This window comes from Streptomyces sp. NPDC093109 (genome assembly GCF_040701725.1).
GTDB lineage: Bacteria > Actinomycetota > Actinomycetes > Streptomycetales > Streptomycetaceae > Streptomyces.
In genome coordinates this window covers 96713-110024 of record NZ_JBFBEZ010000025.1, presented here as the reverse complement: position 1 = coordinate 110024, position 13312 = coordinate 96713, and the positions used below count along the sequence as shown (strand labels likewise).

13 protein-coding genes are annotated in these 13312 nt (G+C 73.2%); 7 read left to right on the top strand and 6 right to left on the bottom strand.

The window, feature by feature from the left end; all coding sequences use genetic code 11:
- Positions 1-86 precede the first annotated feature (86 nt).
- Positions 87-698 (bottom strand): TetR/AcrR family transcriptional regulator, encoded by a 612-nt coding sequence (locus AB0389_RS23775; RefSeq protein WP_366397476.1) that lies wholly within the window; start codon positions 696-698, stop codon positions 87-89.
- Between the two features lie 69 nt (positions 699-767).
- On the opposite strand from AB0389_RS23775, the gene AB0389_RS23770 reads away from it, so the two are divergent.
- Positions 768-1379: a GNAT family protein gene (locus AB0389_RS23770; protein WP_366397475.1), complete on the top strand. Its 612-nt coding sequence runs from the start codon at positions 768-770 to the stop codon at positions 1377-1379.
- Positions 1380-1385: 6 nt separating this feature from the next.
- On the opposite strand, the gene AB0389_RS23765 is transcribed toward AB0389_RS23770, so the two are convergent.
- The gene (locus AB0389_RS23765) at positions 1386-2057 is read right to left on the bottom strand and encodes a hypothetical protein (RefSeq protein ID WP_366397474.1); all 672 of its coding nucleotides are present in this window, start codon (positions 2055-2057) and stop codon (positions 1386-1388) included.
- A gap of 84 nt (positions 2058-2141) precedes the next feature.
- Here AB0389_RS23765 and AB0389_RS23760 point away from each other — a divergent pair, with 84 nt between their 5' ends.
- Positions 2142-2810 (top strand): DedA family protein, encoded by a 669-nt coding sequence (locus tag AB0389_RS23760; protein WP_366397473.1) that lies wholly within the window; start codon positions 2142-2144, stop codon positions 2808-2810.
- Between the two features lie 10 nt (positions 2811-2820).
- Here the strand turns inward: AB0389_RS23760 and AB0389_RS23755 are convergent, their stop codons facing one another.
- Together AB0389_RS23755 and AB0389_RS23750 are read right to left on the bottom strand one after the other, a co-directional pair.
- Positions 2821-3654, bottom strand: coding sequence for an ABC transporter permease (locus AB0389_RS23755; RefSeq protein ID WP_366397472.1), 834 nt, complete (start codon positions 3652-3654; stop codon positions 2821-2823).
- Complete coding sequence (locus AB0389_RS23750) at positions 3651-4574, bottom strand: ATP-binding cassette domain-containing protein (RefSeq protein WP_366397471.1); 924 nt, start codon at positions 4572-4574, stop codon at positions 3651-3653. The genes AB0389_RS23755 and AB0389_RS23750 overlap by 4 nt, the downstream gene beginning before the upstream one ends.
- A 133-nt stretch (positions 4575-4707) precedes the next feature.
- Here AB0389_RS23750 and AB0389_RS23745 point away from each other — a divergent pair, with 133 nt between their 5' ends.
- Together AB0389_RS23745 and AB0389_RS23740 are read left to right on the top strand one after the other, a co-directional pair.
- The gene (locus AB0389_RS23745) at positions 4708-5949 is read left to right on the top strand and encodes a histidine kinase (protein ID WP_366397470.1); all 1242 of its coding nucleotides are present in this window, start codon (positions 4708-4710) and stop codon (positions 5947-5949) included.
- On the top strand, positions 5946-6626 hold the full coding sequence (locus tag AB0389_RS23740) for a response regulator transcription factor (RefSeq protein WP_366397469.1): 681 nt from the start codon (positions 5946-5948) through the stop codon (positions 6624-6626). The genes AB0389_RS23745 and AB0389_RS23740 overlap by 4 nt, the downstream gene beginning before the upstream one ends.
- A gap of 18 nt (positions 6627-6644) precedes the next feature.
- Here AB0389_RS23740 and pgm read toward each other — a convergent pair whose 3' ends face one another.
- Positions 6645-8285: a phosphoglucomutase (alpha-D-glucose-1,6-bisphosphate-dependent) gene (pgm, locus tag AB0389_RS23735; RefSeq protein ID WP_366397468.1), complete on the bottom strand. Its 1641-nt coding sequence runs from the start codon at positions 8283-8285 to the stop codon at positions 6645-6647.
- Between the two features lie 146 nt (positions 8286-8431).
- Positions 8432-9472, bottom strand: coding sequence for a LacI family DNA-binding transcriptional regulator (locus AB0389_RS23730; RefSeq protein ID WP_366397467.1), 1041 nt, complete (start codon positions 9470-9472; stop codon positions 8432-8434).
- Between the two features lie 150 nt (positions 9473-9622).
- On the opposite strand from AB0389_RS23730, the gene AB0389_RS23725 reads away from it, so the two are divergent.
- The 3 genes from AB0389_RS23725 (at position 9623) to AB0389_RS23715 (ending at position 13203) form a co-directional block, all read left to right on the top strand.
- Positions 9623-10633 (top strand): asparaginase, encoded by a 1011-nt coding sequence (locus AB0389_RS23725; RefSeq protein WP_366397466.1) that lies wholly within the window; start codon positions 9623-9625, stop codon positions 10631-10633.
- 78 nt (positions 10634-10711) lie between these two features.
- The gene (locus AB0389_RS23720) at positions 10712-11590 is read left to right on the top strand and encodes a polysaccharide deacetylase (RefSeq protein WP_366397465.1); all 879 of its coding nucleotides are present in this window, start codon (positions 10712-10714) and stop codon (positions 11588-11590) included.
- Positions 11591-11805: 215 nt separating this feature from the next.
- Positions 11806-13203 (top strand): MFS transporter, encoded by a 1398-nt coding sequence (locus AB0389_RS23715; RefSeq protein WP_366397464.1) that lies wholly within the window; start codon positions 11806-11808, stop codon positions 13201-13203.
- Positions 13204-13312 lie beyond the last annotated feature (109 nt).

Sequence of the window (13312 nt, the reverse complement as noted above, 5' to 3'; positions counted from 1 at the left end):
CCTTCCGGCGCGCCGAGTCGCCTGTTGTCACGCTCCCAGTGTGCGCCGGGAGCGGCGGCCGTACTGGCGGAAAAACGACACGACGTTCAGCGGGGCGACGGGAGCCCGTCCGCCGTCAGACCGTGCAGGAAGCCGTCGACCATGGATGTCTGGACGTCCTCGGGGAAGCGTCCGGGGTCGAAGAGCGCCTGGACGACCAGTCCGTGGACGAAGGCGACCGCCGTGGCGGCGAGCCGCTCCGGGTCCGCCGTCGCGGGGAGCTGGCCCAGGTGGCGGGCGGCTTCGAGGTGCGGGCGGAGCAGGGCCCGCATCCGCGTGTAGCGGGCCGCCTGATCGGCGCCCAGCCCCTCGTCGGCGAGCGCGAGGTCCCAGGAGCTGACCCAGACGCGGTTGCGCGCGGTGTCGTCGGGCGTGAGCGGCAGGATGTCCAGCAGCACCGCCCTGAGCGCGGGCAGCCCCTCGGCCGGTCTGCCGCGCCTCGGGCGCTCGGCGGTGCGCTTCTCCAGAACGTCCAGCGCGTGCGCGACCAGCGCCCGCTTGGTCGGGAAGTAGTGCATGAGCATCCCGGTCGAGACGCCCATCTCGGTGGCGACGGCGCGCAGGGTGAGTCCGCCGAAACCCTTGTCGGCGAGGGTCCGCCACACCGCCTCGGACACGTCCTCGCGGCGGGCGGCGCGGTCTCCTGGAGCTGGGGGCATGCTGTTATCTTACATACCGAACGCTCGTTACGTACCGTACGGGCGCCTCCGCGTCGAAGAGAGACCGTCATGTTCGCGCTGCCCCTGGGTGACAACGCTCAGCTCCGCCCCCTCGAACCCTGGCAGGCGCCGGAGTTCCTCGCCCATATCGACCGCGCCCGCCCGAACGTGGACCCCTGGATACCCTGGGCGACGCTCAGCACCGACCTGGCCTCGGCCACGGCGGTCCTCCAGCGGTACGCCGACAACCAGGCCAGGGACACCGCCCGGATCTACGGCATCTGGCTGGACTCCACCCTGGTCGGCGGCGTCATGTTCACCTCGTTCGAGGCCGCCGCCGGGGTGTGCGAGGTCGGCTGCTGGCTGGAGGCCGCCGGGCAGGGCCGCGGCCTGGTCACGGCCGCGTCCCGGGCGCTGATCGACTGGGCGTTCCTGGAGCGCGGGATGAGCCGGGTCGAGTGGTGGGCCGCGGTCGGCAACACCCGTAGCTCGGAGTCGGCGCGCCGGCTCGGGATGACCCTCGACGGGGTGCTGCGGCAGCGCTACCCGTACCGGGGCGTGCGGCACGACAAGGAGATCTGGTCCGTACTCCGCGACGAGTGGCCCGCCGCGTCCGGGCCCGCCGCGTCCGGGCCCGCCGCGTCCGGGCCTGAAGCGTCCGGGCCCGAAGCGCGGGGCTGACCGGCGCTACCCCCGGTCCTCCGGCGGGCACCACTCGCCCGGCCCCCGCCGTACCCCGGCCACCCCGTCGACGTACCTGAGCAGCGCCTCGTCCCGGGCCGCGATCCTGACGTCCCAGACGTCGCCGCGCGGCCAGGCCAGGGCGAGCAGCCCCTCGCCGGCGTACTGCGCGGTGAACAGCTCGGGTCCCGAGAGCCGGCGCAGCGGCGCGAGCAGCGGGCCGAGCCGATCAGGCGTCAGCCCGTCGGCCGCCGCGCCGTACCGCGCCCCCTCCACCGTCTCGTGCACCAGCAGCGCCGGCAGGAACTCCGACAGCCGCATCCCGTCGTCGTGCGGCTCCCAGGCCTGCTCGTCGCTGATCTCCCGGCGGTGTACCACCGGGTCGCCGTCGCCCGGCGCGGCACCGAACTCCTGGTACTCGAAGTCGTCCACGCAGAAGGCGAGCTGCCCGTCGTCCTCGTACAGGCCGGTCACCGGCGCGACCTTGTGGTTGAACAGGACCGGCCGCGGGTACCGGGAGGCCGCCGCGTACCAGGCGCGCAGCGCCGACGGCAGCCGGTCGGTGCCGGACGGGAGCGGCGGGAGCGGCGGGACCGGCGCGGCGGGGCGGTCGGGCGGGCCGTACCAGGCGGCGAGCAGACCGCCGACGCCGCCCGTTCCGTCGAGGAGTTCGCGCATGCGGGTCAGTCTGCGCCCTGTCGGCCGGGAACCGGACACCGGGGCGGGTAGGGTCCCCGGACGGACCCCGGAGGGACGCGGCCGATGCACACCATCACCACCTGGCTCAGCGGGCTGTCGGGCCCCCTGGTCTACGCCGTGGTCGGCGCGCTCGTCTTCTGCGAGGACGCGCTGTTCTTCGGCTTCGTACTGCCCGGCGAGACGGCGGCCATCCTCGGCGGAGTGCTGGCCGGGCAGGGCGAGGTGTCGGTGTGGTGGATCACCGTGGTCGTGGTGTTCGCCGCGGTCCTCGGCGACAGCACCGGGTACGCGGTGACCCACCACTTCGGCGACCGCATCCTCACCACCCGCGTTCTGCGCCGCCGCCAGAACCGGATCGACCGCGCCCGCCGGATGATCGGCGAGCGCGGCGCGGCGGCGGTGTTCCTCGCCCGGTTCATCGCCTTCCTCCGGGCGCTGATGCCCGCGCTGGCCGGCCTCTCCGACATGCCGTACCGGCGGTTTCTGCTCTTCAACGCCCTGGGCGGGCTGTGCTGGGGGGTGAGCTGTACGGCGCTCGGCTACTTCGCCGGGGCCGCGTTCACCCGGATCGAGTCGAAGGTGGGGCTGGTCGCGGCGCTGGCACTGCTGGCGGCCGTGCTCGTCGCGCTGGCCGTGTGGGCGTACCGCAGACGGCGCGGCGAGCGCGACGGGGAGGGCGGGCACGACGGGGAAGACGGGGAGGACGGGCGGGGGCCGGGGGACCCCCGCTGACAACGGGTCCTCACACGTCCCGGCGGTGTACGGCGACCACCGTGACGGCCGCCGACACTACCGCCCACACCACGTACACGGTCCACGCCCCGCCGGTCGTCCAGGGATGGACGACGGGCACGGGGGAGACGCCCAGCTCGGTCAGCCGGTCCCACGCGCCGCGCGGCAGGGCGTGCAGCAGGATCGCCGTCCAGCGGTCGCGCTCGTTGACGAGGGTGGGCAGCAGCAGGAGGACGAAGGTCAGGGTGACGATCGTCGTCGCGGTGTGCCGGACCAGCGCGCCGAGCGCCATACCGGCCAGCGCGCACACCGGCGCGAGCAGCGCACACGCCGCGACCGCGCGCGGCGCGCCGTCGTAACCGATCGACAGGCCGATGCCCCGGCCCGAGAAGACGGCCTGCGTCACCCAGAACGAGACCGCCGCGACGACCGTCCCGTACACCAGCATCACCGCTGTCACGACGGCCGCCTTGGCCGCCATCACCGCGCGGCGGTCGGGGACCGCCGCGAAGGTCGTACGGATCTCTCCCGAGCCGTACTCGCCGACGACCGTCAGGGCGCCGATACTGCCCGCCGCGAGCATCAGGACCATGGCGGCGCCGACGGTGCAGGCGTCCCGGATCGCCCAGATCGGCACGAACAAGTCCTTTGCGAGGACGGGCAGTTGCGGATAACTGGTGTAGTCGGCGAGGGTGGCGTTCAGATTGATCCCGAGGATCACCAGCGCACCGACCGCGAACGCCCACGGCGTCGAACGCAGCGACCACAGCTTCATCCACTCGGCGGCGAGGAGATCCCGGAAGCGGGCGCGGGGCTCGGCCGCCGCGGTGTGTGATGTGTTCATCGGGGCTCTCCCGCGAGGTATTCGACGCTGTCGGCGGTCAGTTCCATGAACGCCTCCTCCAACGAGGCGGTACGCGGGGTGAGTTCCTCCAGCCGGATTCCGTGCCGGAAGGCCAGTTCGCCCACCCGGGCCGCGCTCGGTCCGGTCACCGTGAACGCCCGCTCGCCGTCGGGCCGTACCGCCCAGGAAGGCTCCGCCTCCAGCACGGCCAGCAGGGCCGCCCGCCCCGCGGTGTCGTACGTACGGACCCACACGCTGGGCGCGGTGGCGCGGGCGGCGAACTCCGCCACACTCTCGGCGGCGATCAGCTCGCCCCTGCCGATCACCACGAGATCGTCGGCGGTGTGCTCCATCTCGGTCATCAGATGGCTGGAGACGAACACCGTGCGCCCCTCGGCGGCCAGCCGACGGAAGAGTCCCCGCACCCACAACACCCCTTCCGGATCAAGGCCGTTGATCGGCTCGTCGAACAGCAGCACCGGCGGATCGCCGAGCAGCGCCGCCGCGATGCCGAGCCGCTGCCGCATCCCCAGCGAGAAGCCGCCGATCCGCCGCCGCGCGGCGGCGGACAGCCCCACTTCCGCCAGCACCTCGGCCACCCGGCCGCGCGGGATGCCGTTGCTCCTGGCCAGGGCGGCCAGATGCGCCGCCGCGCCGCGCCCGCCGTGGACATCCTGCGCGTCGAGGAGCGCGCCGGCATGGCGCAGCCCGCGCGGCCGGTCCCGGAACGGGCGGCCGTCGATGGTCGCCGTGCCGGCGGTGGGCTCGGTCAGGCCGAGGAGCATGCGCAGGGTGGTGCTCTTCCCCGCGCCGTTGGGTCCGAGGAAACCGGTGACCCGGCCGGGACGGACCGTGAAGGACAGACCGTTGACGGCGGTGGTGCCGCCGTACCGCTTGGTGAGTTCATTGACTTCGATCACCCGGCCCACGGTGCCGCGGGACGGCCCACTACGGCATCGGCCCGTCGGCGGCAATCCACGGGTACGGGGTGGCCCACGGGCGTACGCCCATGGGCCAATGCCCCCGCGTGGACGCGGCACTTACCATCGGCGCATGGACGCCACCCCGGAACACCCGCGCGCCGTCGGCAGGCCGGCCGTGTGGACCGCCCTGGCCTGGTGCGCGGCGGTGGCGTACCCGGTGCTGCTGTTCTTCGCCGTGCGGGCCGGACCGTACCGCTCGGATCTGCTCCGGTTCGTGCTGGCGCTTCTCCTCACGGCCCTGCCTCTCGGACTGCTGCGGCGTGCTCCGTTGCCGGCCCTGGCGCTGATGTCCGCCGGTGTGTTCGCAGCGGCGACGGCCCGGCCGGCCTGGGGGATCGCGTATCTGCTGGTCCTCGTGAACGATGTCGTGGTCGGCCGTACCGTGGCCACCCGGCCGCGCCGTGTCGCGGTTCCCGCCGCCGTGATGGTGCTCGGTACGCAGATCGCCGCGGCGGCCCGTCTCGGCACCGGACGGTACATGTTCGTCAACACCGTCCTGGTGGTCGTTCTGGCGATGGTGGCGGCCTGGGGCATCGGTCATTCCGTCCGGCAGCGCCGCGAGCACGCCCTCGCGCTGCGCGAGCGGGCCGCCGAGCAGGCCGTCACCGCCGAACGGCTGCGGATCGCCCGCGAGTTGCACGACATGATCGCGCACAGCATCGGTGTCATCGCCATCCAGGCGGGGATGGGCAGCAGGGTCATCGACAACCGGCCCGCCGAGGCGCGCCAGGCGCTGCGCATCATCGAGGCCACCAGCCGGGAGACCCTGGCCGGGCTGCGGCGGACCCTGGGGGCGCTGCGCCGCACCGAGCGGGACCCCGGCCGGCCGTCGGACTCCGTACGGCCGGACTCCGTACCGCTCGAACCCGCGCCGGGGCTCGCCGATCTCGACCGGCTGGCGGCGGCCACACTCGACGCGGGGGTACGGGTGGAGGTGCGCCGAACCGGGGAGAGCGGGGCGAGCGGCCCGCTGCCCGCCGATCTCGACCTCGCCGCGTTCCGGATCGTCCAGGAGGCACTGACCAATGTCGTACGGCACGCGCACACCGGGGAGTGTCTGGTGACGGTCGGTCAGCGGGACGGCGAGCTGTCCGTCGAGATCACCGACGAGGGCCGCGGCGGTCTCGGTACGGGCGCCGGATACGGGATCGTCGGCATGCGCGAACGCGTCGCCCTGCTGGACGGCCGGTTCACCGCCGGGCCGCGTCCCGAGGGCGGATTCCGGGTCGCGGCCTGCCTGCCGGTGCCGGTGCCGGTATCGGCACCGATCCCGGCACCGGCATCGGCGGCCGAAACGGAGGCGGCCCGATGAGCGGTGCTCCCGTCCGGGTGCTCCTCGCCGACGACCAGCCGCTGGTACGGGCCGGTCTGCGGGTTCTGATGGCCGACACCCCCGGCATCGAGGTGGTGGGCGAGGCGGGCACGGGCGCCGAGGCGGTACGGCTGACCGGGGAGGCCGGGCCCGATGTGGTGGTGATGGACATCCGGATGCCCGGTATGGACGGCATCGAGGCCACCCGGCACATCACGGCGGGGACCTCCGGGGCCCGTGTACTCGTCCTCACCACATTCGACGACGACGCGTACGTGTACGGCGCGCTCCGCGCCGGCGCGAGCGGATTCCTCGTCAAGGACATGGCGCTGGACGACATCCTCGCGGCGATCCGGGTGGTCGCCGCCGGGGACGCCCTGATCGCGCCGGGCGTCACCCGCCGGCTGATCGGCGCGTTCGTGGCCCGGCCGGAGGCCCGCCCCGGATCCGGGCCCGCCGCGCGGGCGCGTGCGCTCCCGGGCGTCACCGACCGGGAGCGCGAGGTGATGACGCTCGTCGGGCGCGGCCTGTCCAACGCCGAGATCGCCGCCGAACTCTTCATCAGTGTGGCGACCGTCAAGGCCCATGTGGCCCGGCTGTTCGGCAAACTCGACGCCCGCGACCGGGTCCACCTGGTCATCCTCGCCTACGACGCCGGACTGGTGGCGCCGGGCTGAGACACGCCCCCCGATCCGTCAGCCGGCCAGGGCCGCCGACACCACCGCCTTCGCCTCGCGCTGGACCCGGCTCAGATGGTCCGGGCCCAGGAAGGACTCCGCGTAGATCTTGTAGACGTCCTCCGTGCCCGAGGGCCGGGCCGCGAACCACGCGTTCTCCGTGGTCACCTTGATGCCGCCGATGGACTCGCCGTTGCCGGGCGCCTTGGTGAGGACCGAGGTGACCGGCTCCCCGGCCAGCGTGTCCGCGGCGAGCTGCGCGGGCGAGAGCCGGGCCAGCACCGCTTTCTCCGCGGGCGTCGCGGGCGCGTCGATCCGCGCGTACGCCGGCTCCCCGAAGCGCGCGGTGAGCGCCGCGTAGTGGGCGGAGGGCGAGGTTCCGGTGACCGCGAGGATCTCCGAGGCGAGCAGCGCCAGCAGGATGCCGTCCTTGTCGGTGGTCCACACCGACCCGTCGTGGCGCAGGAACGACGCGCCCGCCGACTCCTCGCCGCCGAACCCGAGCGAGCCGTCGGCCAGTCCGTCCACGAACCACTTGAAGCCGACGGGCACTTCGACCAGCCGCCGGCCGAGGTCCGCCGCGACCCGGTCGATCATGCCGGACGACACCAGCGTCTTGCCGACGCCCGCGCCCGCGGGCCAGTGCTCGCGGTGGGCGTAGAGATAGCCGATGGCGGTGGCGAGATAGTGGTTCGGGTTCATCAGCCCGCCGTCGGGCGTGACGATGCCGTGCCGGTCGGCGTCCGCGTCGTTGCCGGTGGCGATCTGGTACGCGTCGCGCCGCTCGATCAGCGAGGCCATCGCGTACGGCGAGGAGCAGTCCATCCGGATCTTGCCGTCCCAGTCCAGCGTCATGAACCGCCAGGTGGGATCGGTGAGCGGATTGACCACGGTGAGATCGAGCCGGTGCTGCTCGGCGATCCGCCCCCAGTACGCGACGGACGCGCCGCCCAGCGGGTCGGCGCCGATCCGTACCCCGGCCGCGCGGACCGCGTCCAGGTCGAGGACGGAGGGCAGGTCCGTCACGTACGTACCGAGGAAGTCGTAGCGGCCCGTGGTGGCCGCGGCGAGCGCGCGGATGTACGGGATCCGGCGGACCTCCTTGAGGCCGTCCGCGATGATCTCGTTGGCCCGGTCCTGGATCCAGTTGGTCGCCGCGGAGCCGGCCGGGCCGCCGCTCGGCGGGTTGTACTTGAAGCCGCCGTCGGCGGGCGGATTGTGGGACGGGGTGACCACCACACCGTCCGCGAGCCCGGTGGTACGGCCCCTGTTGTGGGTGACGATGGCGTGCGAGACGGCGGGGGTGGGCGTGTAGCCGTCGGCGCTGTCGACGAGCACCGTCACCCCGTTGGCGGCGAACACCTCGACGGCGGTCACCTGCGCGGGCTCGGAGAGCGCGTGGGTGTCGGCGCCGAGGAAGAGCGGCCCGTCGGTGCCCTGCCGGGTCCGGTACTCGCAGATCGCCTGGCTGGTCGCGGCGATGTGGTCCTCGTTGAACGCGGTGGCGAACGAGGACCCGCGGTGCCCCGAGGTCCCGAACGCCACTCGCTGCGCCGGCACCTCGGGGTCCGGGTGCAGCGCGTAGTACGCGGTCACCAGCCCGGCGACATCGATGAGGTCCTCCGGCCGCGCCGGCTGTCCCGCTCGTTCGTGCGGCATCTGCGCACCCCTCCAGATTGGTTGCGTAGGTTGCTGGGATCGCTTCGTGTGTTCATCTTCGCGCGGGCGTGCGGGTGGCCGGTGCTCGCCCCGCCGCAGGGGCCCCGGCCCGGCGTCACCGGCCCCGGGTCCCCGGCGCGGTGTCGTCACTCCGGCGTGACCGTCGAGTCACGCACCATCAGCTCCGGCGCGAAGCGGCGCGACCGGGCGGGACGCCCCTTGATCAGCCCCACCAGCGCCGCCGCCGCCCGCTCGCCCATGTCGCGCATCGGTGAGCGAACGGAGGTGAGGGGAATGGGCAGTTGGGCGGAGAGCGGTACGTCGTTGAAGCCGGCCACGGCGATGTCCCGGCCCGGTGTCAGACCGGACGCGCGCAGCGCGCCCATCACCCCGATCGCCGCGAAGTCGTTGACCGCGAAGATCGCGGTGGGACGCGGCCCGACGGCCAGCAGCCGGTGCGCGGCCCGCTCCCCGCCGTGCACGTCGAAGGGCGCGTTGACAATCAGCTCGGGGGCCACCGGAATGCCCGCCTTCGCGAACGCGTCGGTGAAACCCTTGGTCCGCTCGACCCCGGTCGAGGCGTACGGCTCGCCCGCCACGACCCCCACCCGGCGGTGCCCGAGGGCCAGCAGATGTTCCGCCACCAGCCGCCCGCCGACGAGATCGTCGCAGGTGAAAGACGTGACACCGCGCAGCCGCCGGGACACGAGCACCACCGGCACACCGCGCGCCACCAGTTCGGGAGCCAGCGTCGTGTCACCGCGCGCGTCGCCGAGGAGGAGGCCGTCGACCCGCAGCGCCAGCAGGCGCTCCACCTTGGCGCGCTGGACGGCCGGGTCGTCGCCCGTGTTGGCGACCACGGCCTGGTAGCCGGCCGCCGCCGCGCCGGCCTCGATGCCCTCGTAGACCGTGGCGAGCACGATGTCGGTGAGCCGGGGCACCAGCACCCCCAGCAGCCGGGAGCGGCCGGTGCGCAGGCTGGAGGCGGCCGGGTTCACCACATAGCCGAGGCGCCGGGCGGACTCCCGCACCCGGTCGGCGGTGGCGGCCCCCACCCCGGCGCCGTCGCGCAGCGCCCGGGACGCGGTGGACTGGTGGACACCCGCGTCGGCCGCCACATCGGCCAGTGTCACACCGCTCTCCGCGGGGTCGCGGGGCTCGCGGGTGTCTGCGGGCTGTCGTCTCACGGGCGCCTCTCCTCGTTCCCGCCGGCTTCTCCGCCGGCGAATTTCCGGAACCATCATCTTCCATGAAGATCCGATTACGGGGGTTGCCCTCCGGGGTGGGTATGGAGCACAGTTGCGCAATCGTTCTCGCAATCGATTGTGGAGCCTCGCATGCAGCTGCGTCTCATCGGTACGGGTGGCACCATCGCCAGCCGCTCCACGCCCGCGGGCCGGGTCGCCTCCGTCGGTGTGAAGGAGCTGCTGGAGACGGCCAGGACCCTCCAGGTGCCGGAGTCCGCGCAGGTCACCTGTGACGAGATCGGTCTGCGCGCCAGCTTCGCGCTCGGCCTGCCCGATCTCGCCCGGCTCGCCGGCGCGGTGGGCGACAGCCTGGCCGACGGGGCGGACGGGGTGGTCGTCACCCACGGCACGGACTCCATGGAGGAGACCGCTTTCGCGCTCGCCCTCGTCCACGCCGACGACCGGCCCATCGTGCTGACCGGCGCGCAGCGGCCCGCCGACGACCCGGCCGCCGACGGGCCCCGCAATCTCGCCACCGCCCTGACCTGGGCCGTTCACCCCGCCGCCCGGAACCACGGTGTCAGCGCGGTCTTCGACGGAGCCGTCTGGCCGGCCATCGGCCTGCGCAAGACCGACACCCTCGCGCCCGCCGCGTTCAGCGCGCCGGGCCGGGGCCCGCTCGCCCGCGTGGACGACGGCCGGATCCGGCTGATCGGCCGCCCGCCGCGCCCCGCCGCCCTGATCACGGCCGAGGACCTCGGCCGGCTGCCCCGGGTCGATGTCGTCCCGCTCTACATCGGCTGCGACACCGCCCTGCTGGACGCCGCCGTGGCCGCAGGCGCTCGGGGCGTCGTGCTCTGCGCCTTCGGCGCCGGAAACGCCCCGCCCGAGGTCACCGAGGCGGTCGGCCGGCTGGTCGCGGACGGCGTCGCCGTCGCCGTCGCCAGCCGGGTCCCGGCCGGCGCCACCTCCGCGGCGTACGGTGCCGGAGGCGGCGCCGACCTGCTCCGCGCGGGCGCGGTCTTCGCCGGTGACCTCTCGCCGTGGCAGCTGCGGCTGCTCCTCGCCGCCGCGCTGCACCGGTCGGCGGGCGGGGGCCCGGCCGGGGCCGCCGAGGTGATCCGCGGCTGGCTGGCCGGAGCCGGACACCAGCCGAACTGACCACACCCCCCCCTGGAAACACCACCCGGAAACACACCTACAGATGAGCAACACACTCACACTGACAGGAGAAGTGTCATGCCGAAAGAGATCCTCGTGGCGTACGGAGTCGACGTCGACGCGGTGGGCGGCTGGCTGGGCTCGTACGGGGGAGAGGACTCGCCCTGCGACATCTCCCGCGGCCTGTTCGCGGGCGAGGTGGGCGTCCCCCGCATGCTGGAGCTGTTCCGCCGCCGCGGACTGCCCAGCACCTGGTTCTGGCCGGGCCACTCGATCGAGACCTTCCCGGCCGAGTTCGAGGCGTGTACGGCCGCCGGCCACGAGATCGGGGTGCACGGCTACAGCCACGAGAACCCGATCGCGATGAGCCGGACCCAGGAGTCCGACATCCTCGACCACTGCATCGATCTCATCTCCACCCGCACCGGCCGCCGCCCCACCGGCTATGTCGCGCCCTGGTGGGAGTTCTCCGGCGTCACCAACGAACTCCTGCTGGAACGCGGCATCACCTACGACCACTCCCTGATGCACCGGGACTTCGAGCCCTACTACGTACGCGTCGGCGACAGCTGGACGAAGATCGACTACGACCGGCCCGCCCGGGAGTGGATGAAGCCGCTGGAGCGCGGCGAGGAGACCGACCTGGTGGAGATCCCGGCCAGCTGGTACCTCGACGACCTGCCTCCGATGATGTTCATCAAGGCCAGCCCCAACAGCCACGGCTTCGTCAGCCCCCGCCACCTCGAAGAGATGTGGCGCGACCAGTTCGACTGGGTCTACCGCGAGAACGACTACGCGGTCTTCACCATGACCGTCCACCCCGATGTGTCGGGCCGGCCGCAGAACCTGCTGATGCACGAGCGGCTGATCGACCACATCAGCGCACACCCCGGAGTCCGCTGGGTCACCTTCGACGAGATCGCCACCGACTTCGTCGCCCGCCGCCCGCGCGGCTGAACCCTCCCGACCCCGTACCCGCGGCGCGGACCCACCCCGCCACCGGCCGCACCCGCACGCACCTCCTCCGCCGGTCTCCGGCGTACGGCCACATCCCCGGGCCGGCGCCGGAGGACCCGCCCCTCCGTTTTCGCACTCCGCTCCACCCCGGCGGTCACACCGCCCCCGCGCCGCAGCCGCGCCCCCGTCCCCACTCCTCCTTGCCGGAGATCGCCATGTCCTCTTCCACCACACCGTCCACCACACCGACGTCCACCACACCGACGTCCACCACCACTCCGACGGCCGTCATAGCCGACCCGGGCGAGCGCCCCGACCCGGCGCTCCCGCCCCGCAAGCTGGTCGTCCGCGCCTCGGTGATCTGCTTTCTGGCCTGGGTCTTCAGCGTCTACGACTTCACCCTCTTCGGCACCCTGCTGCCCAAGATCTCCGAGGACTTCGGCTGGTCCAACGCCACCGCGGCCAATGTCGTCACCGGGGTCACGGCCGGCACCTTCGTGGTCTCGCTCTGCGTCGGCCCGATCCTCGACCGCTTCGGCCGCCGCCCGGCCCTCATGATCACCTCGGCCGGCGCCGCCTTCACCTCCGCCGCCACCGCCCTGGTCATGGGCCCGGTCTCCATGGTCGCCGTGCGCGCCTTCTCCGGCTTCGGCTACTCGGAAGAGGTCGTCAACACCGTCTATCTCAAGGAGATCTACGGCAAACACCCCCGGCGCGGCCTGTACTTCAGCTTCGTCCAGAGCGGCTGGCCGGTCGGCGCGCTCGTCGGCGCCGGTGTCACGGCCCTGACCCTGCCCACCTTCGGCTGGCGCGGCAGCTTCGTCATCGCCGCAGTCCCCGCCCTGGTCATCGCCGTACTGATGCGCACCCTGCCCGAGTCCCCGGTCTTCCTCGGGATCAAGAAGGCCCGCGCTCTGCGCGCCGAGGGCCGCACGGCCGAGGCCGCCGCGCTGGAGAAGTCGGCCGGCGTCGAGAGCAACGCGGTCAAGCCGGGGCTGCGTGAGGTCTTCGCCCCGGCGCTGCGCCGTCACACCCTCTGTCTCTCGGCCGCCTGGCTGCTCAACTGGATGGGCATCCAGATCTTCTCGGTGCTGGGCACCACGGTGCTCGTCGAGGCCAAGGGCGTCTCGTTCAGCAGCGCGCTGCTCGTCCTCGTCCTCGCCAACCTGGCCGGCTTCTTCGGCTACGTCTTCCACGGCTGGCTCGGCGACCGCGTCGGCCGCCGCACCACCATCATCATCGGCTGGACCTGCGGCGGCGCCGCGATGACCGCGATGCTCTTCGGGCCCACCACCACCGGCGCGGTGATCGCCCTGTACGCGCTCGGCCTGTTCTTCCTGACCGGCCCCTACTCGGCGATGCTCTTCTACATGAGCGAGTCGTTCCCCGAGCAGGTGCGCGGACTCGGCGCCAATGTGGCCCACACCATGGGGCCGATCGGGGCCATCGTCGGCTCGGCGCTGCTCAGCGCGCTGCTCGCGGCCGGGATCTCGATGACCATGGCGGCGTTCGTCGCCGGAGCCGTCGGCATCTTCGGCTCAGGACTGGTGATGCTCGGCGCCCGCCGCGACGACCGCGCCGCCGCCCCGGACGCGGTGCCGACGGCCGCCTGACCGCGAACACACCGCACACCGCGCACACACCGCGCACCGCGCACACCGCCCACGGCACACCGCACGCACCTCGCGCTTCACACTTCACCCCGCACATCCCGTACGGAAA